The sequence below is a fragment of the Microbacterium croceum genome (assembly GCF_023091245.1).
In the GTDB taxonomy this organism is placed as follows: Bacteria; Actinomycetota; Actinomycetes; order Actinomycetales; family Microbacteriaceae; genus Microbacterium; species Microbacterium croceum.
Map to the genome: position 1 here is coordinate 1,162,806 of NZ_JAHWXN010000001.1, position 20,723 is coordinate 1,183,528.

The window sequence follows — 20,723 nt, forward strand, 5'->3', positions numbered from 1 at the left end:
GGAGTCTGATGAATTCTGGGGAATTCAAGCGCGGCTATGCACGCCGCCTTGTCACCGTTCTCGTGACCATGCTCGCGATCATCGCGGGCTCATTCGTGGCGATGACGCCCGCAGCGGCGGACGTGAGCCCGCCGGAGGGTGATCCATCCACGGTGACGGCCGACGCGCTGCCGACCGTGCAGATCAACGGCATCGTCTGGGACCAGGAGGTCGTGGGCAACGTCGTCTACGCCGCAGGATCCTTCTCGAGCGCGCGCCCTGCGGGCGCCGCCGCAGGCACGAATGAGACTCCTCGTTCCAACCTGCTGGCCTACAACATCCAGACCGGCGCGCTGATCACATCGTTCGCGCCGACCATCAACGCGCAGGTGCGCTCGGTCGAGGCCTCGCCCGACGGCACGCGCCTGTACATCGTCGGTGACTTCACCACGGTGAACGGCCAGACGCGCAACCGCGTCGCCGCATTCGATCTGCCGAGCGGGACGCTCTCGTCGTTCAACCCGAACTCGAACGGCACCACGATCGGTGTCGACGCCACGAACTCGACCGTGTACTTCACCGGCACCTTCGGCCGCGTCTCGGGACAGGACCGCTTCGGCGCCGCCGCCGTGAACCGTGACGGAACGCTGCTGCCGTGGGCTCCGGTCCTCGGGGAGCGCCGCGGGCGCGTGGTCGTCGTCTCGCCCGACGGCACCAAGGTGGTGCTCGGTGGGGACTTCCCGACTCTGAACGGCAGCTCCAACCCCGGCTACGGGCTTGGCATGGTGTCTGCCACCGACGGTTCGCTGATCGTGCCGTTCCAGACCAACAACATCATCCGCAACGCCGGCAACGACGCCGCGATCCTGTCTCTCAAGTCCGACGCGGATTCGTTCTACGGAACCGGCTACGTCTTCGGTTCCGGCGGAAACCTCGAGGGCAGCTTCCGTGCGTCGTGGGACACCGGCTCGTTGAGCTGGGTGAACGACTGCCACGGCGACCAGTACGACGTGCAGCCCATGGGCGACGCCGTCTACGCGGCCGGCCACTCGCACTACTGCGGAAGCCTCGAAGGCGGATTCCCGCAGAGCGACCCGTGGAGCTTCTACCGCGCGATCGCGGTCACCAAGGAGCCCTCGCGCATCACGCCGAACGGCTTGAACCTCGGCTACTACGACTTCGGGGGCAACCCGGCGCCGAAGATGCTGCACTGGTTCCCGAGCCTCAACACCGGCACCGTGAGCGGCGCGTACCAGGGCCCCTGGACGGTCAACGGCAATTCCGAGTACCTCGTCTACGGCGGGGAGTTCACCCGGGTGAACAACGTCGGGCAACAGGGTCTCGTGCGCTTCGCCGTGCCCGCCAAGTCCACGAACGCGCAAGGACCGATCCTGTGGAACACGGACTGGCCGGCCAGCGCGCTGCCGCTCGACGGATCGATCCGTGTGACGTGGCCGCTCAACTACGACCGCGACAGCGAGTTCCTCAAGTACGAGGTGCTGCGCAACAACGTCGTGATCAAGACGTTCGAGAACGTGCGCTCCAAGTCCAAGGACTGGGGTCTGCCGCCCATGACCTACGTCGACTCCGCCGTGGTCAGCGGCACTTCGTACACGTATCGCATCCGCGCGACGGACAACGAGGGGCACAACATCCTGGGCGGCGCCGTGACCGCGACCGCGACCGGAACCGCGACGAGCAGCACGTATCGCAGCACGGTGCTCGCTGACAGCCCGCTGGACTTCTGGCCCCTCGACGACACAGCCGGATCCGTCTCCTACGACTGGGCGGGAGCATCCGACCTCACGGTGAACAGCAACGTGAGCCGCGGTGTCTCCGGTGCGATCCTCGGCGACAGTCGCACGGCGGCCAGCTTCAACGGCGGCAGCAACGGCTTCGCATCGACCACCACCGCGGTCGCTGGTCCGCAGACCTTCGGCATCGAGGCCTGGTTCAAGACGACCACGACCGACGGCGGCAAGATCGTCGGCTTCGGCAGCAGCTCGACCGGCAACTCCGGCAGCTACGACCGGCACGTCTACATGCTTCCCAACGGTCGCGTCACGTTCGGCGTGTACCCGGGGTCCTCGCAGACCATCGAGTCGTCCGCCGCATTGAACGACGGGCAGTGGCACCACGTCTCCGCCGGACTCAGCTCCGAGGGCATGGTCCTCTACATCGACGGCGTCCGCGTCGCGCAGCGCAGCGACGTCACCTCCGCGCAGGGCTACAACGGCTACTGGCGCATCGGCGGGGACTCGCCGTGGGCAGGCTCGGACCGGTTCATCGGTCAGATCGACGAGGTCGCCATCTACGCGGCACCGCTGAGCAAGACGCAGGTCGCCTCGCACTACACGGCATCCGGTCGCACGCTCGAAGGAGCGACCGTTCCCTCCGACGCGTACGGCGCCGCGGTGTACGGCCTCGATCCTGCGCTGTACTGGCGACTCGGTGAGTCTTCGGGCAGCACGGCGGCTGACAGCTCCGGCTACTCGCAGCGCGGAACCTACTTCGGCTCGGTGACCAAGGGGACCAACGGTGCCCTGAGCGGCGTCTCCGACACAGCGGCGACGTTCAGCGGTGGACAGGTGATCAGCCAGAACTCGTTCTCCAACCCGCGCTCCTACTCGCTCGAGACCTGGTTCAAGACGAGCACGACCTCCGGCGGAAAGCTGATCGGCTTCGGCAACAGCCCCGACGGCAACTCCAACAACTACGACCGCCACATCTACATGACGGACGCAGGCAAGCTGGTGTTCGGCGTATGGACCGGGCAGGAGCAGACGATCCGCACGGACGCCTCGTTCAACGACAACACGTGGCACCACGTGGTCGCGACCCAGGGCGCTCAGGGCATGCGGCTCTACGTCGACGGTCAGCTGCAGGGCACGAACCCCAACACCGATGCGCAGGACTACACCGGTTACTGGCACGTCGGAGGCGACGTCACCTGGGGCCCGGGCGACTGGGAGTTCGACGGCGCACTCGATGAGGTCGCCGTGTATCTCGCGCCGCTGTCGGCAGCCGACATCTCGCAGCACTACGCGCTCGGGTCCACCGGAGCTCCCGCGAACGTGCCGCCCACGGCCAGCTTCACCCACACGGTGGACAAGCTGAAGGTGAACGTCGACGGCTCGGCATCCGCCGACTCCGACGGCACGATCGCCGGCTACTCGTGGAACTGGGGTGACGGTTCGCCCGCCACCGCCGGGGAGACCAGCACGCACACCTATGCAGAGGGCGGGCAGTACACCGTCACGCTGACGGTGACGGACGACAGCGGTGCGACCGCGACGTCCACGGCGTTGGTGACCGCGGTTCCCAACCAGCTCCCCGTCCCGTCGTTCACGACGTCCACGACCGATCTCACGGTCGCGGTCGACGCCTCGGCGAGCAACGACACCGACGGCACGATCGCCGGCTACTCGTGGAACTGGGGTGACGGTTCGCCGGCCACGACCGGCCGCACGACGACCCACGCCTACGCGGCAGACGGCCAGTACACGATCACGCTGACGGTCACTGACAACGACGGCGCCACCGCGCAGAAGACCGCCTCGGTCACCGTCACGGCTCCCGTCGGCGCGGTCACCTACGCTCGCGACGATTTCAACCGCACCCTGGCCACCGGTCTCGGCTCGGCGAACGTCGGCGGGGCGTGGACGCTGTCCAACACTGCTTCCAACTACCGGGTGGATGGCTCGTCCGGGGTGTTCGTGCAGCCGGCAGGCGGAGCGCAGCGGTACGCGTACCTCCCGTCCGTGTCGTCCACAGACACCGCGATCGACGTGGACGTGGCGCTGCCGCAGCGTCCGGTCGGCGGTAGTGCGTACTACACGTCGCACATCCGCCGGGTGGGTGCCGACGACTACCGGTCTCGCGTGGTCGTCGCAGCAAACGGCGCGGTGACGGTGCAGCTGCAACGCACCACGACGATCCTGGTGAACGTGCCCACGTCCCTCACCGTCGCCGCGGGTGACAAGCTCCACGTGCGCACCGAGGCGACCGGCACCTCGCCGACCACTCTTCGTGTGAAGGTGTGGAAGGTCGGCTCCGCCGAGCCCACCAGCTGGACGGCGTCCACCACGGACTCGACAGCGGGGCTGCAGGCCGCAGGCGATGTCGGACTCGGTGTCTACCTGGGCAGCGGTGTCACGAACGTGCCGTTCCAGACGGGCTTCGACAACTTCTGGGCCGGTTCGAGCAACGGTGGTCTGGTGCCGCCCGCCAATGAGGCGCCGACGGCCGCGTTCGTCGCCACGCCGAACGGTCTCGCGGTCGCCTTCAACGGATCCACCTCGAGCGACTCCGACGGAACCATCGCGTCGTACGCCTGGGACTTCGGAGACGGGACCACCGGAACGGGAGTCACGGCGAACCGCACCTACGCGGCAGCAGGCACCTACACGGTGAAGCTCACCGTGACGGATGACGACGGCGCCACCGGGACGATCTCGCACCCGGTGACCGTGACGGCCCCGGTGCCGGGCAACCAGGCTCCGACCGCCGCCTTCACGACCAGCGTCGCCGGGCTCACCGTGAGTGCCGATGCCGCGACGTCGACCGATCCTGATGGCAGCATCGCCTCGTACGCATGGAACTTCGGTGACTCGACCACGGGAACCGGCGCGACTGTGAGCCACCCGTACGCGGCGGCGGGGACGTACACGATCACCCTGACCGTGACGGACAACGGCGGTGCGACGGCGACCACGACGCGCAGCGTCACAGTGACGGCTCCGGCCGCCGCGGGGCTCGTCCAGGACGACTTCAACCGGGCCGACGGTCTGCTCGGGGCCGCGCCGCTCGGCGGGGCCTGGACGCAGACCGCCGGTGCGGCGAACGTCGGCATCGATGCGAACCGGGCCCGTCTCACGACGGCAGCGGCGAGCCAGACCCGCTCGGCCACGCTCAACGCCACCACCTCAGACAGCACGGACCTGACGTTCTCGTTCTCGACGTCGACCGCCGTCACCGCAGGGCGCATGTACGTCTCGGCCCTCGGTCGCGTCGTCGGCGCGGACGACTACCGTGCGCGGTGGCTCATCGCCCCCAACGGTTCCGTCCAGGCGCAGCTGTCGCGGGGCGGCACGGTGCTCAGCTGGGTCGACATGACCGGCATCACGATCACACCGGGCACCGTGTACAACGTGCGCGTGCAGGTGTACGGAACCGGCACGACCACCCTGCGCAGCAAGATCTGGGCGGACGGTCAGACGGAGCCGCAGAACTGGCAGCTGTCGACGACCGACGCCACGGCTGCATTGCAGACCGCGGGATATACCGGAGTCACGACATATTCCAGTAGCGGCTATGGCCCACTGCCCTACAGTGTCTACGTGGACAACTACAAGGCAGTGAAGGTTCTCCCCTGAGTTTCGCAGAGTCGTACCGTAGCCTTCGCACGGCCCAGAAGGGTCGTGCGAAGGGCGCGCCGGCATACTCTCTCTACGTCAACAGGCCGGCAGGTCGCGTGTTCGCGGCGTTCGCGCACACCATCGGGATGACCCCCAATCAGGTCACCATCGTCAGTGCCGTCTTCACGTTCACCGGCATCGTGCTGCTCGCCACCGTGCCGCCCTCGATCGGTCTGGGCATCGCCGTCTGGCTCTTGCTCGCGCTCGGATACGCGTGGGACAGCGCCGACGGCCAGGTTGCTCGCCTCCGCGGGGGAGGGTCGCTCGTCGGAGAGTGGCTCGACCACATCTTCGACGCTGCGAAGCTCGTCTCCCTGCATATCGCGGTGGCCATCGGGGCATACCGCTTCTTCGACCTCGACTCCGTACTCTGGGTGCTCGTCCCGCTCATCTTCAGCATCGTGGCCACCACGACGTTCTTCGGGATGATCCTGAATGATCTGCTGCGTGCGCGTCAGGGTGTTCCTCAGGCCGCCCAAGCCGGAGGATCTTCGCCGTTGCGCGCGATCCTGGGCATCCCGACCGACTACGGAACGTGGTGCTTCGCGTTCGTACTGTGGGGCTGGACCGCGGGTTTCATGGTGGTCTACACGCTTCTCGCGCTGGCGGCGCTGCTGTATCTGGGCGCGGCCGTCGTCATCTGGTTCCGTAAGATGAAGTCTCTCGGCTGAGTAACATGGAGGCTGAGCGCAGTCAATCGATTCGATTGACTATCCAGGACTTACTCAGCAAGCGCTTATACGGTCCATCGCAACCCGACGCTGTAGCCGGGTGCCATCGCGCTTTCTCACGCCGCCCCCGACTGGCGCGAGGAAGTGTGGACAACTGCGAACCCGAGAAAGCCTCCCCCTCCATGCGAACTCGTTCCCTGTCTACTGCCGTCGTGCTCGGCGCACTCATCGCCCCGTTGATAATCGGGACCCCAGCTCTCGCCGCCACAGACGATCCCCTCACCCTCTCCGATGACATGAACCGCACGGTGAGCCGTGGCCTGGGTTCGTCGGCCGCCGGCGTCACTTATGACGCCGTGCCCGCCGCATCCTTCTCCGTCGCCGGCGGAGTCGCGAAACTCGCCCCGATCGCCTCGGGCGCGACGGCGACCTTGCGCCCCCGTGCGGTATCGCTGACAGACGCCACGCAGTCCGTCGTCTTCACGCTGCCCACTTTGCCCAAGTCGGGATCGGGTGTGTACCTGAGCCTGCAGTCCCGCCTCACCGCAGCGGGCTTCTATCAGGTGCAGGTGCGCGTCGACCCTCGTGGCGTGGTGCTGCTGGAGACGCTGCGCGTGAACGGCAGCACCCAGACCTCGCTCGGGCATGTCAACGTGCCGGAGCTGAGGGTGAAACCCGGTGTCCCCCTCACTCTCGAGACGCGGATCACAGGTTCGAGCGCCGTCACCATCGATGCGCGTGTCTCCGCGACCGCTGCTGCCCCCGGTGCGGGGTGGAAGCTCTCGGTTGCCGACAAGGCCTCTGCGCGGTTGACGGAGGCAGGTCGCACGGGAGCTCGCGTGTACGTGTCGCGTTCCACGCCCGCGCAGGCCGTTGCGTTCGATGATCTCCGGATCACCGAGAACGTGTCCGCGCCGACGACGCCGACCGCGCCCACGACGCCGACCGCGCCCACGACGCCTACGACGCCCACGACGCCCACGACGCCGACGACCCCGACCGTGCCGACGACGCCGACCACCTCGTCCTCGATGCCCGCATGGGACCTCACCGGTTCTCGGATCAAGCCAGGGGCCGCAGTGCCTGGTGCAACTTCTTACGCGGTGCCGGCCGGCGCCGTGTTCGTGAATGCGGCGGCGACCGCCGCGGGAACCGGCACAGCGGCATCGCCGTACTCGACTCTGCAGCGCGCGGTCACAGCGAGCCCCGCCGGATCGACCATCGTCGTTCGAGGTGGCACGTATCACGAGAATGTCACCGTGCCGGCGGGCAAGCGGGTCACCATCCAGTCGTATCCCGGCGAGTCCGTGTGGCTCGACGGTTCCGAGAAGCTCACCGGGTGGAAGGCCAGCGGGACTGCCTGGTACGTCAGCGGCTGGACGCACGACTTCGATTCGACTCCCAGCTTCACCAAGGGTGAGGCCGACGGCACCGCCGCCGGTTGGCGGTGGCTCAACGCGGACCGCCCGATGGCGGCGCACCCGGAGCAGGTGTGGATCGCTGGCACGCCGTTGCGCGAGGTCGGTTCTCTGGCGCAGCTGAAGGCCGGGACCTTCTTCACCGATACCGCGGCGGACCGCCTCTACATCGGCTCCGATCCGGGCAAGGGCGAGGTGCGGGCCTCTACCCTCACCAAGGCCATGTCCGTGCGTGCCGAGGGAACGGTCATCCGGGGGATCGGCGTTCGCGGCTACGCCACTTCGGTCTGGATGATGGGCGCCGTGACCGTCGAAGCACCCAAGACGACCTTCGAGAACGTCGCGCTCTACGACAACGCATCCACCGGACTCTTCGTCGGAGCGGCGGATGCCACGCTGAAGAACGTCACAGTGGCGCGCAATGGTCTCATGGGCATCGGCGCGAACTACGCGGATCGCCTCAAGGTCACCGGACTGCTCGCGGTCGAGAACAACTCCGAGGGGTTCAACTCCTCCCCGGTCTCGGGCGGGCTCAAGATCGCCAAGAGTCAGACCTTCAGCGTCACGGACTCGGCCTTCCTCCGCAACAACGGCCCCGGACTGTGGACCGACCAGTCGGTGTCAGACATCGACATCGCGCGCAACGACTTCGCGTACAACACGGGAGCCGGTGTGTTCCTCGAGCTCTCGCATCGCGTGGACTTCGTGAACAACCTGGTGCTCAACAACCAGGGCAACGGGGTGAAGATCAACAACACCGGCAGCGTGCAGATGTGGAACAACACGATCGTGGGTGGCAATCGCACGGTGAACATCGTGCAGGATTCCCGCTCTGCTCTCGACCCGTCGGTTCCCGGGCACGATCCCCGACGCCCGCTGGGCGACCCGGGCATGCCGTGGCTGATCAAGGACATCACGATCGGCAACAACGTCATCGCGCAGAGCTCGGGCAACTGCACGCTGTGCGTCGAGGATTACACCGCGAAGTACACGGGCGCGCAGCTGAACATCATCTCGAACGGCAACGTCTTCCAGCGCACCACCGCCACCAACCCGTCGTGGCTCGTCATCTGGTCGCGCGGTTCGGTGAACCCCAACCCGGCCATCTACACGTCCTTGAGCGCATACTCCACAGCGACCCAGCAGGACAAGAAGTCGGTCAGCGTGGATGCCCGCGCGGTCACCGGTGCGAACGGCGCACTGCTTCCTGCTGATGCGGCTGCGTTCGCCGCAGTGCCGATGGCACCGACGAGCGCCGTGACCGGATTGCTCGGCACCACGCAAGCGCGTCTGGGCGCGATCTTCCCCTGAGCCCGTGGAGATGATGGCCTGGCCGGGGCGCCCCTGGCCAGGCCATCGTCGGCTGATGCGCGGTGCGCGGTGTGCGGTGTGCGGTGTGCGGTGCGCGGTGGCGCGTGGTGCGTGGCGGTATGCGGCGCGTGGTGGTGCGTGGTGCGTGGTGCGATCGACGGTGCTGACACAGAACCGGGCGGGTGTCGTCCATGCGACGGATCCCGCGCGGTTCGTCCCGTGACATCCGGGTGCCCTCGTCAGGACCCCGCCGGCCGCGCCTGCGGGGTCCTGACGTCGTACTACTGGGCGGGACCCGCCCAGAGGTTGTCGTAGCTGTACACCAGCGGGACCGTGGTCGCGCTCGACGACAGGTAGCTGTTGACTCCGACGTAGCCGGGCGCCTGCAGCACCGCGGTGCTGTCGGTGATGGTCGAGGCCCACGCGGTCGGTTCCGTCGTGCCAGTACGCCACACCTTCGCCTTGAGCGTCGTCGCGTTCGTGCCAGTCACCTGGAACCGCACGTTGAGCGAGTCCGGGCCGGTGACGGTCAGACCGGAGACCGTCGTCGAGGCGAGCACTGTCTCGGTTCCGGCCACGGTCTTGGTCAGCCACAGCGCGACCGTGCCGTTCGCCGCCACGCGGAACTTCGCGCGGTAGTCGTTGGCGCTGTCGATCTGGCGTCCGATCGCGGAGAAGTAGTAGCCTCCGCCGGTCGACGGTTGATTGAACGCGACGGTATAGCGTTCCTCGGTGTTCGCCGACGGCGTCGAGCCGGCCAGCACGGCGGTGTAGTTGTTCCCCGCCGAGAGCGTCACCTTGCCGACGCCATCAGCCACCGAGAACTTGCTCAGGGCGGTGGTGGTGCCGGGGAGCATGGTCCACGAACCGCTGGTTCCGGAGTTGCCCCAGCCGTTGGTGGCGGTGCGATCGAAGGTGTCGGTCGCCCAGACCGCGGGCGCAGTCACTGTGACCTGCGCCGTCGTCGTCGCCGAAGCTCCGCGGTTGTCCTTCACCTCGAGAGTGACGGTGTAGGTGCCCGCCGCAGCGTAGGCGTGAGTCGCGGTGGCTCCGGTGCCCGTGGTGCTGTCGCCGAAGTCCCAGGCGTACGAGGCGATCGCGCCGTCCGGGTCCGATGATCCGGAGCCATCGAAAGCCGCGCTCAGGTCGGTGACTGCAGAGGTGAAGGCCGCCGTCGGTGCCGCGTTCTGCGTGATCACGACATCCTGTGTCACGGAGTGCGTTCCACCGCGGTTGTCGGTCACCGTGAGGCGCACCGTGTAGGTGCCGGTCTGCGCGTAGGTGTGCGTCGCGGTCGCGCCGGTCCCGGTGGTGCTGTCACCGAAGTCCCACGCGTACGAGGCGACGGTTCCGTCGGGATCGGCCGAGGCCGACCCGTCCACGCTCAGATCGCGCTGGTCACTGGTCGCCGTGAAAGCGGCCGTGGGGAGCTGGTTCACCGGCTCCGTCGCGGTGACGCTGCGCGTCGTACTGGCCGATGCGCCGCTGTCGTCGGTGACGGTGAGCGTCACCGTGTAGGTGCCGGCTGCGGCGTACGTGTGCGACGCGGTCGCCCCTGTGCCGGTCTCGCCATCGCCGAACGTCCACGCGTACCCGGTGATGGTGCCGTCCTGGTCCGCCGATGCCGACGCATCGACCGCGAGACCGAGGTTCGTCATGGTGGGCGTGAACGCCGCGGTCGGCGCCTGGTTCGCCGGCGTGCGTCCTGCCGCGGCGAAGTGCGCGCGGATCCGGTCGCCGCTCAGCGCCACGGGATAGACGGCCACCTCATCGAGGGTGCCCGCGAGATAGTTGCTCGTCGTGCCGCCCCAGGTGCGGTCTGCGCCGATGCGCCAGTAGCCGCGCTGGTTCAGAGCACCGGTGACCCCGTTGCTTCCGATGAGTTGGCTGTCGACCCAGAACTTCATTCCGGCACTGCCCTGCGTGGCGACGACATGATGCCACTGGCCGTCGTTGAAAGCGGTGGACGTGGCGATCGTGGTCTGCGTGCCGTTGTTGGCCCCGAACACGAGTTTGCCGTTCGACTGCATCGTGACCTGACGGTCGATGCTGCCCGTGTTGCTGCTGAGCCCACTCGTCGTGTTGCCGAACCCGATGAGGGTTCCGCCCTTGTTCGATGTGGACTTGAACCACAGCTCGGCGCTGTAGGCGGACGGTGCGTTCCACGCCTCCTGTGCGACGATCTGAGCGTTGGTGCCGTTGAACGTGGTCGCGGAGTCGCCCGTGACCGCGCCGGTGACATTGCGTGTCACTGTGCCGGCGAGGTTTCCCGTGGTCCCGCCGACGGCGGAGTCACGGATCGTGCCGGACGTCGTCTCGTTCAGCCGCCAGTAGAGGTCGGGGGTGTCTGCGGACACCGCGGCGCCGTACGTGTCGGTCGGCGCGGCGGTCCAGGTGGCCGCGCGGCCGCTGGCGAGGTAGTGCGCCTGCACGTCGCTCTTCGGAAGTGCCTTGGCGTACACGGCGACGTCGTCGATCGTGCCGGAGAGGGCCATGTCGGTCGGACGGTTCGTGAAGCCGCTCGTCTGGTCGGCGCCGATGCGCCAGTAGCCGGAGTGCGACTTGGGTGCGGTGTACGACTGGTCACGGCCCACACGGTCGCCGTCGACGAAGAGCTGCATGCCTTCGCTGCCGACAGTGCCCACGATGTGGTGCCACTGGCCGTCGTTGATGCTCGTGCGGCTGAAGACCGTGCGGTACGAACCGTCGTTGATCGCGAAGTTCGCGCGACCGGACGAATCGAGGTAGAGGACACGATCCGTGTTGCCGGCTGTCGAGGTGCCGGCCGCCGAGTCGCCGAAGCCGACGATACGACCGCCGCGCGAGCTGGTGGTCTTGACCCAGGCCTCGACGGACACGGCGGCATCCGCGTCGACGGCGTCCTGTGTCGTCATCTTCGGGTTGCTGCCGCCGGCCGACGTCACCGCCTTGTCGCCGTCGTTGGTCAGGGCGCCGTTCGCACCGAGGGTGAGTGTGCTCGACGAGCCGGGAGCGTCTCCGACATCATCGGCGAAGCGCGTCCCCGTGGTCTCGCCGAGACGCCAGTAGTGCGTGGCTCCGCTGGCCCTCACCGCGGCTCGGTAAGCCGACGTGGGGGTGCCGGACACGGTGATGTAGGGCGACCAGGCGCTCCACTGCACATTGCCGTCGGCATCCTTCGCGCGCACTTGGTAGCGAACCTGACTTCCTGGCGTCTGCCCGGTGTCGGTCGCGCTCAGGCTGGGCAGCTTCCAGAACTCGCTGTCCGTACGCGTGAAGGTCGCGATCTTGGTGGCGGGGCTGCGGAACACGTCGTAGGTGATCGCCGCGTTGTCGCGGTCCCAGACGCTGCTGAACGGGATGCGGACCACACCCGCTTCGTCGGAGTACGGAGCCGGAGTGAAGCCTGCCGAGTTGATCGGTCCGACCGCATGCGGCGACGTGGTGCGCTTCGCGAACCGCACGAGCCCCTGCTGGGCGACGTTGTTCACCTTCGGGAACTCGCCACCGAGCACGATGTACTCCGAGTTGCCCGTCACCGACCATGCGGCCTGACGGGCCGAGGTGTAGGAGCCGAACTCCAGGTCGGGGTACCAGTGCAGCAGGCCCGTGTAGGGGATGCCGGTGTAGTCCCAGCCGTAGGCGTCCTTCTTGGTCGTGATGCCGGTCGGGAAGGTGGGCTCCGCCGTCGCCTTCTGCCAGCGCGACCGCGGGTTGGTGTCGGGGAAGCCGCCGATCACGGAGCAGTCGTGGCGGTGGCTCACGGAGTACAGGACCTGTCCCTGGGGGAAGCTCGCGTACGAGTCGCCCAGGCAGTCGTTGACCCAGTTGATGCCGCCCGTATAGGGGTCGGCCGCGAAGGTGCCCTCGAACGTGGCGCCCGTGCCGAATGCGTATGCGGTGCCGTAGACCTGCACGCCGTCCGTGCTCAGGCTCGAGATCGCGCCGTTGAGTCCGGCAGTGCGGATGCGGTCGGTGGCGGCCCAGGCCAGCGCATTGCCTGAGGACGCCTCGAGCGAGGCCATTCCGTAGACGGCTGCGCCGTTGAGCTCGGTGAATGAGCCGCCGATGATGACGCGAGAGCTGTCGGGGCTCATCACCATGTCCCAGACGAATCCGTCGCCGCCAGCGGACGGCGCCCAGTCGGTGATCGCCTTGGTGGTGGTGTTCCACGCCGCGAGCTCGCTGCGAGGCTTGCCGCCGCTGGAGCGGAAGTTGCCGCCGACGTAGACCGTGTCGCCCGCGAAGGCGAAGCCGCGCACCTGCCCGTCGGCGCGGGGCGCCCAGTCGAGCAGGGCGCCGGTTGCGACGTCGAAGGCGGCGACGTGCGCGCGCGCCTGGCCGTCGACGGTGGTGAAGTCGCCGCCGAAATACACGGTCTTCCCGTCGGGAGTGCCTCGGACGACAAGTCCCTGCGCATCCATGCTGTGGGCGAAGTTCGCGACCGGGTTGCCCGTGCGGATATCGAACGCGAAGATGTTGTTCGCGTCGATCTCGCCTGCGCCTCCCACGGCGACCCCCGGCGGACGCGCCTTCGTGAAGCTGCCGGTCACGTACACCGTGTTCCCTACGACGGCCTGGCTCCACACCACGCCGTTGATCTGCCAGGTCGGCAGGGCGTCGGCGCTGACGGTGTCGGGCAGCGCGGGTGTCTCCGCGGCGGAGGCGTTCTGTGTGGGGCCGGCGAAGACCAGCATCGCGGCCAGCATCGTTGCGGCGGTGGCGAATGCGGCCAGTGTCCGACGGAGGCGCTGTGCACCGGTCGCTCGGGTCATGACGGGTCCTTCGGTAGTGGTCGTGAAATGGGGGGCGGTCATCGGTCTGCGCATCATCAGCTCAGACCGCCCCGGAAGACGGCGGATGTGTGGACGGCGTCGAAGTCGACCACCAACGTGATCTCCGAACGGGCGTCGGACGGAACAGCGAACGCGTAGAAGGCCTTCGCGGTCTTGCCCGGCTGTAGGGTTCCCGCGAAGTCGACCGCCTCGGCATCGGCGGCATAGACCTTCGTCAGCGGGGCGCCGTCGGCATCGAGCAGCGTCAGCACCGCTGTGCCGAGGTCGATGGCGTGGTCCGAACCGTTCGAGATCGTGATGGTGAGACGCGCGTACTCGCGCCCGGGGAAGCTGCCGGGCCCCTCGCTGGTCTCCTTGTCGAACGACACGTCCGCGATCGCGACCTTCACACTGTCCTCGTACGACACGGCGCCGGACGTCGACGCAGGCTTGGCGCTCTGCGTCGGCTTCGATGCCTTCCCGTCGCGCACGACCTTCGCGATCGGCTGATCGGGATCGGCGGCATCCGACGTCGCCGACGGCGCGGGAGAGCTCCCCGGCGACTCGGTCGGCGCGCTCGTCGATGTGCTCGACGACGGGCTCGGTCTGGCGTCGCTCTGCGGCTCACCTGTGCTTGAACACGCGACAAGAGTCGCGCAGAGTACCAATGTTGCGACGCACGCGTACGCTCGAACAATCCCCACGATTGCTATCCCCAGTTTTCCCCAATGGGGGAAGCCGCCGGATCCGTGTACGGATTCCGCCGATCGGTGTCATACCCCTATGACACTCATTCCCCAGATTTGATCAGGGTAGCGTGTCGCAGCCGGGAAATCCAGAGAAATATCTGAACAGCTCTGTGGTGGGCTCTCGCGAGCACGTCAGCGAGAGGAGAACCTCGACAGCACGGCGAGGATCTCCGACTGGTAGCGCGCCGTGTTGAACCGCGTGCTCGCCTTGGCGGCATCGGCCAGCGCGAGGGCGCGGAATCGCTGCCAGTCGTCGCGGATCCGGCGGATGCCGTCCGCGAGTGCCGGCGCGTCATCCATGGCGACCAGGACCGTGGAATCGAACCCGGATGCGGCCTCGCGCAGGCCCGTGTGATCGGCGACGACAACCGGTCGTGCGCTGAGAACGGCCTCGATCACGACATTGCCGAACGATTCATCGGCACGGGAGGGCACGATCGCCACGTCGGAGGCTGCCACAGCCTCCCAGACGGACGGGAGGAAGCCGACGAAGCGCACACGATCCTCGAGCGCCAAGGCCGTGACGCGCTGGCGGAGCTCTGCCTCATACCACTCGTAGCCGGGGAACACGTCGCCCACGATGTCGGCGTGCGCTTCGACGCCCTGATCGCGCAGCAGGGCGATCGCGTCGACCACGAGGTCGACACCCTTGCGTGGGGAGAGGCGCCCCACATACGCCACGCGAAGGGCGGAGTCGATGCTCTCGCGCGGAGGGGTCACGGCGGCGGGCCCCTCCACGCCGTTGTGGACGACCCATACGCCGCCGGTGCCCGCACGTGCCTTCGGACGGCACACGCGCAGACTCGTCTCGGAGTTGAAGACGATGCCGTTGGCGAGCCGTAGTGGCGCGGTGAGGAGCCGGCGGGAGGCGGGCGACAGCGACGCCTCCGCTTCATGCACATACACGATCCCCGGCCGCCGCGACAGGCGCGCCGCCAGGGTCCAGAACGGCGTCGTGAGAGTGTTGGCGAACACGATGTCGGCGTTCACCTCGCGGATGAGCCGACGCATGCGGGGGAGAGCTGAGAAAGTCGTCCTCAGCAGGTCGATCATCCCGCGCGGGGAGAGCATGCTCTTGCGGATGATGGGCGCCGCGAGCACCCGCACCTCGGCTCCGGTCTCGCGGAGAAACGGGATGAGCGGACCGTCGACCGAGCAGGTCACCACCACACGATCGCCCGCGGCGCGGAACGCTCGCACGGCCTCCAGGACCATGCGGTCCGAGCCGTAGAGGTCCGCGGAGGGGTTCGCGACGAGGATGGTCCGCCCGCTGGGCGCGACGGCGTCTGTCATCGTGCCGGGGTGCTCGCGCTCGGCCAGTACTCGTCGACCAGGCTCACCGTCGAGGCGATGTTGGCACGGCTGGACGCGCCGAACACGATCGACTCGAGGTTCGGGAGTCCGCACACCCACTCGATCGCTTCGCGCGGAGGCACCGCACCGCTGGCGAACACCGACATGGCGACCGCACGGAACGGGCGCTTGTCGATCGCGTCGAGATAGGCATCGACGCCGCCCGACATCCGGAAGCCGATCTTGTTGATGTTCGAGCAGACGATCGGGTTCTCCACGCCGACGGCGTCGAGGTCGTCGAGCAGGCGGGGCAGGTTCATCGTGATGAAGCCCGGCTCCGCGTTGTACCGCTTGCGGACGTGGTCGGCGAAGATGCGGAAGGCATCGCGGAATCCGAGTCCGGACAGCAGATCGACCACGACGTTCTGCATCCAGATCACGGGCGTGGACAGTCCCGCGAACATCTTCAGCTCGGCATCGATGAGCAGGGTGGAGATGCCCTCGATGTCCTTGCGTGCCAGCGACGACGTGCCGCGGGCGATGCTGTCGAGCAGGCCGTCTTCCGGCAGGAACTTGCGGATGGCACCCAGGAAGCCGTCTTCGGTCACGGCGTTGGCGTACTTGTGCGCGTACGGCATGCCGGGGAAGAACTTCATCTCCGGATAGCGGTCCGGATTCGCGCGGACGCGGTCGGCGACCTCTCCGATGCGCTCATGCGTGGTGCACATGAACGTGTGCACGCCTTCGTCGTAGGCGGCGTCGAGGACATTCATGATGGCATCCAGGTTCTGGAAGCGCATCTGCTGCGCGCGGGCCTTCTCCTCGGACATGTGGTTGACGCCGAAGAACTGGTTGTCTCCGAACAGCAGGCGGTCCATCTTCGGTGCGACGGTCTCGGTCATCGTCATTTCCCTCCGCGCAGCGCGCGCCATGCTTCTTTGACTCGACCGGGGCGTTCCGCGGTCGCGGTGCCGGCGGCGGCGCTCTGCAGGCGAGCGTCGTCGCGCACGGCATCCTGGCTGATCATCGCGATGACCTCGTCGGTCACCGCGGCGGATGCGAAGTCGTTCTCGCTGCGGCTCTCGCGGCCCTGTGCGCGTTGCACGAAGGCGTCCAGCTGAGCGCTGTACTCCTCGCCACGCAGATAGAACCAGGGAGCTTCGGTCAGTTCCGTCGTGTACCGCACGTTCCAGCCGGCGGTGTAGCCCTCGGGGATCGGCGCGGTGTCGCGCAGGTAGACCTGGATCTCCTGACGGTCCGCGTAGATGCGGCCGTGCTCGCCCCACAGGGTGATCTTCGTCGTCATCTTGCGCTGCGACTCGTCCGACCAGTTCGCGATGATCTGCGCCGTGCCGTTCGGGTAGTGCAACGTGCTCGCCACGGCGTCGTCGATCTGCGCCGAGAAGATGCTGGTGAGCTGGCTTCCGCTGACGGACTCCGGCTCGCCCAGGTACCAGGTGAGCAGGTTGAGCGGGTGCGCCGCGTAGTCGTAGAGGCAGCCGCCACCGGTCGCACGCTGGCTGCGCCACGTCGTGCCCGATGCCTTGAGCACCACGGGGCCGTACGCCTCGGCGAGGGCGGTGTTCACCTGTCCGAGTGCGCCGGCGTCGAGCAGCTTCTTGACCTCGAGGAACGCGCCGACGAAGCGGTTGTGGTAGCCGACCTGGGTCACGACGCCCCGCTCGGCGGCAAGGGCCGTGAGCTCCACGCTCTCGGCCGGGTCGATCACGAGCGGCTTCTCGCAGAAGACGTGGATGCCGCGGCTGAGCGCCTCGCGGATCATGCCCGCGTGCAGGTGGGTGGGGGTCGCGATGATCACGGCACCCGGCTTCGCCGTGTCGAGCATCTTGACGAAGTCCTTGTAGGTGGTGACTCCCGTGTACTTGGCCAGGATGTCGAGGAGATATCCGGTGGCATCACAGACGCCGACGAGATTCACGTCCGGGTGGGCCTTGATCATGGACAGATGGGAGAGCCCCATCTTGCCGAGCCCGACGACGGCGACGTCGATCACTTCGCTACCTCTATTCCTGTGTCGTTGTGCAGTGTCGCGCTCTTCGGCTTGCGACGATCTCTCGCGGTGAGCAGGGCGGCCTCGTACTCGCTGCCGATCTTGTCCCACGTGAACTCCTCGCGGAAGCGCTGCCGGCTGGCGGCACCCATGCGTTCCCGGCGCTGTGCGTCGCCGATGATGCTGTCGAGCAGCGGAGTGAGGTCGTCGGCATCCGAGAAGTAGGCGTTCTCGGGGCCGGCGACCCAGGTGTTGTACTGGTTGTCGTGGGCGATCACGGCGTTCCCCGCGGCCATGGCCTCGACGAGGGAGGGGTTCGTGCCTCCCACCGTGTGTCCGTGCAGATACGCCGTCGCGTGGAAACGCAGCGACTGCATGCGCTCCGGCTCGAAGATCGCTCCGGGGAACAGCACCTCGTCCGAGGCGGCGTCCATCACCTCGGCGTGGTACGGGTCGCTGCGGTCGTACGGTCCGACGACCACCAGCGGCATGCCGCGGCGGTGGCGCGACCAGGCGGTCACGATCTCGAGCACGGAGTTCTCCGGAATCGGCCGGCAGACCATGATCGCGTACTGCCCCGGAGTCAGGTCGAGCTCGGTGACCGGCGCCGTCGAGGCCTCGGTCACCTCGTGTGCGCCGTACGTGATGGTCGTCACGCGTCGACGACCGAAGTGGCGACGCAGATAGGTGGCGATCACGGGGTGGTCGGCGATCAGTACGTTGCCGATCCAGCCGGCTATGCGCTCGTTCGCGAGCAGGATGCCCTGTTTGAGCACGCCCCAACGCTTGCGGGTCCACTCCATGCCGTCCATGTTGATGACGTTCGGGATCCCGCGCAGCCGCGGCATCACATCGAAGATCGCGGTGTTGTAGCCGAACGTCAGCCAGACGTCGCCGTCTTCATGTGCCTTCGTGGCGTGACGGATGGACTTCAGGTCGAACGACGACGTACCGCGCCATCCCTCGAGGGGCTCGCGGATGAGCACGCGCTCGAGACCGTTCCACCGGTCGACCGTCGTCGGGCCTTCGCCGGGGACCTGACAGTAGACGATGACGTTCCACCCACGGTCGTGGAGGTAGAGCCCCACGTTCTCCGCGGCGGTCTCGAAGCCTCCGTACGCGGCGGGCACCCCATGTGTCCCGAGTATTCGGACAGTCGACGGCACGATGATTTTCCCCTCATTGCGGGTGCCCCTCAGCACCCTTCTCACTGTGTTACCTCTCGACGTCACCGCCTCTTCCGGCGACATCGAGCAACCGCGTCTGGGTCTAGTATGCCCCGCTCGGTTGCACCATGACCTTGGCGGTGCGCCACATGATCTGCAGGTCGTTCACGACGGACCAGTTCTCGACATAGCGAAGGTCGAGGCGCACGCTCTCATCCCAAGAGAGATCGCTGCGACCGGAGACCTGCCACAGGCCGGTGATGCCCGGCTTGATGTACAGGCGGCGGAACACGGTCCCGTCGTATGCCGTGACCTCGCTGGGCAGCGGAGGGCGCGGTCCCACCACGCTCATGTCGCCGATCAGAACGTTCCAGAACTGCGGCAGTTCGTCGAGCGAGAGCTTGCGCAGGATCCGGCCCACGCGGGTGACGCGAGGATCGTCCTTCATCTTGAACAGCAGGCCAGCGCCTTCGTTCTGCTCCTTCAGCGCTGCGAGCTGCTGCTCCGCGTCGGTCTTCATCGAGCGGAACTTCACCATCTTGAAGCGTCGCCCATCGCGGCCGACGCGCTCCTGGAAGAAGAAGACAGGGCCCGGGGAGTCGATCTTGACCAGCAGCGCGAGCACCGGGGTGATCAGACCGATCGGGATCAGAGCGAGCGTCGCGACGGCGATGTCGAGCGCGCGCTTGAGGATGTGCTGGCCGCCCTCGTAGCGAGGGATCTGCACCTGGATCAGGGGGAGCCCCTCGACCGGCGCGAAAGAGATCCGAGGACCGGCGACATCGGTGAGCCGGCTCGACAGCACCAGCTCGGCAGCAGTGCCCTCGAGCTGCCAGCTGAGCCGCTTGACGAACTCGGGGTCGCCCTCCGGGCGGCTGGCGACGATGATCGTGTCGGCGCCGAGCTCGGCGGCGACCGTCGACACGGTGTTGACGTTGCCCAGGACAGGGAACAGCGCATCGCCGATCTCGATGTCGCGGGCGTTGCCGTCGAGCAGCGTCGCACCGACCACCTGGTAGCCGGAGGCCCCGATCGGGTGGAGCGTGCGCACGACGTACTCGACGTCGTCCTTGTTGCCGACGACGAGCGTGCGCGACGCGAAGCGTCCGTGGCTCCGCTGGATCTGGAGCCAGTGGCGCCAGATCCAGCGGGTCACGAGCAGAGTCAACACACCGAGCGGCAGCCCCAGCAGCAGCGTCAGTTGCATCGACTCCCAGCTCAGGAGCACCGCGACGATGGCGATGATCCCGAAGGCGAGACCGCTGGCGTGCACGACGCCCCGGTACTCGGTGGCACTCGCACGGAAGAGCGCGGCGTCCCGCGTGTGGAGTGCGCTGAGCATGAGGTACCAGAGCGCGGCGAGGGGCACGCCGGCTCGCAGGACCTCAGGCACGGCGACGCCGTGGAGCAGCTGGACGGTCGCGGTCAGTCCGACGGCGAACAGGATGACAGCCGCATCCGTGACTCGCAGTCTGATCCGGTAGCGACGCTCCCACTGACGGCGTCGTTCCAACGTGGCGGAAGCGCGCGGCGTGACCACGGTGCGCGTCACCGACTTGGTGGCTCTCGGTGCGGCGACCGGCACGTAGCCGGATCCCGTGCGAGTGATGCTCAGGGCATCCTCGACGGAGGTCATGCCCCGGCCCCGAAAGCCGTTGATGTACGCAGAATTCCCCAGTGCGACATGGTTTCCCCAGTGTTTCCCCAGACCGCGAGCAAAACGCTTGCGGCATTCGTCCGCATTCCCGACCCCTCGGGTTCCCGCTGCCATCTCCGTGATCCCACACCACGGTTTTGCGATCGCCGTCCCACACGGCGGTGCTTGCAGCGGGCACTGCAGACTCTCGAAAGCATAGCGGAACGTTCGGGCGGAGGGAAGATAATTCGTGCGTGTGGATCAATCAGGGGTCGACAGGGGCGTCGCGGCCGAACGCGGGTCTATCCTGACCCCCGT

General features: G+C 67.4%; 10 protein-coding genes. 3 read left to right on the plus strand and 7 right to left on the minus strand.

From position 1 onward, the window contains the following. Positions 1 to 8: 8 nt before the first annotated feature. The 3 genes from KZC51_RS05475 to KZC51_RS05485 all read left to right on the plus strand — a co-directional run bounded on the left by KZC51_RS05475 (position 9) and on the right by KZC51_RS05485 (position 8,796). Positions 9 to 5,354, plus strand: coding sequence for a PKD domain-containing protein (locus KZC51_RS05475; protein WP_247629002.1), 5,346 nt, complete (start codon positions 9 to 11; stop codon positions 5,352 to 5,354). A 128-nt stretch (positions 5,355 to 5,482) separates the two neighbouring features. After that, complete coding sequence (locus KZC51_RS05480) at positions 5,483 to 6,067, plus strand: CDP-alcohol phosphatidyltransferase family protein (RefSeq protein ID WP_247629003.1); 585 nt, start codon at positions 5,483 to 5,485, stop codon at positions 6,065 to 6,067. A gap of 182 nt (positions 6,068 to 6,249) precedes the next feature. Beyond that, entirely contained in the window at positions 6,250 to 8,796 is a 2,547-nt protein-coding gene (locus KZC51_RS05485; protein WP_247629004.1) for a right-handed parallel beta-helix repeat-containing protein, read from the plus strand. Between the two features lie 281 nt (positions 8,797 to 9,077). On the opposite strand, the gene KZC51_RS05490 is transcribed toward KZC51_RS05485, so the two are convergent. The 7 genes from KZC51_RS05490 to KZC51_RS05520 form a co-directional block, all read right to left on the minus strand. Next, positions 9,078 to 13,550, minus strand: coding sequence for a PKD domain-containing protein (locus tag KZC51_RS05490; protein WP_247629005.1), 4,473 nt, complete (start codon positions 13,548 to 13,550; stop codon positions 9,078 to 9,080). Between the two features lie 56 nt (positions 13,551 to 13,606). Continuing rightward, positions 13,607 to 14,041 (minus strand): DUF4352 domain-containing protein, encoded by a 435-nt coding sequence (locus KZC51_RS05495; protein WP_247629006.1) that lies wholly within the window; start codon positions 14,039 to 14,041, stop codon positions 13,607 to 13,609. Between the two features lie 390 nt (positions 14,042 to 14,431). Further along, positions 14,432 to 15,592, minus strand: a complete 1,161-nt coding sequence (locus KZC51_RS05500; protein ID WP_247629007.1) for a glycosyltransferase family 4 protein — start codon at positions 15,590 to 15,592, stop codon at positions 14,432 to 14,434. Beyond that, the gene (locus KZC51_RS05505; RefSeq protein WP_247629008.1) at positions 15,589 to 16,494 is read right to left on the minus strand and encodes a hypothetical protein; all 906 of its coding nucleotides are present in this window, start codon (positions 16,492 to 16,494) and stop codon (positions 15,589 to 15,591) included. Before KZC51_RS05505 ends, KZC51_RS05500 begins: the two co-directional genes overlap by 4 nt. 2 nt (positions 16,495 to 16,496) lie before the next feature. Continuing rightward, positions 16,497 to 17,606, minus strand: a complete 1,110-nt coding sequence (locus tag KZC51_RS17815) for a Gfo/Idh/MocA family protein (protein ID WP_247629009.1) — start codon at positions 17,604 to 17,606, stop codon at positions 16,497 to 16,499. Next, positions 17,603 to 18,814 carry a DUF1972 domain-containing protein gene (locus KZC51_RS05515; RefSeq protein ID WP_308194289.1) on the minus strand — a complete coding sequence of 404 codons (1,212 nt, stop codon included), beginning with the start codon at positions 18,812 to 18,814 and terminating at the stop codon, positions 17,603 to 17,605. Before KZC51_RS05515 ends, KZC51_RS17815 begins: the two co-directional genes overlap by 4 nt. A gap of 58 nt (positions 18,815 to 18,872) precedes the next feature. After that, entirely contained in the window at positions 18,873 to 20,405 is a 1,533-nt protein-coding gene (locus KZC51_RS05520) for a sugar transferase (RefSeq protein ID WP_247629011.1), read from the minus strand. Positions 20,406 to 20,723 lie beyond the last annotated feature (318 nt).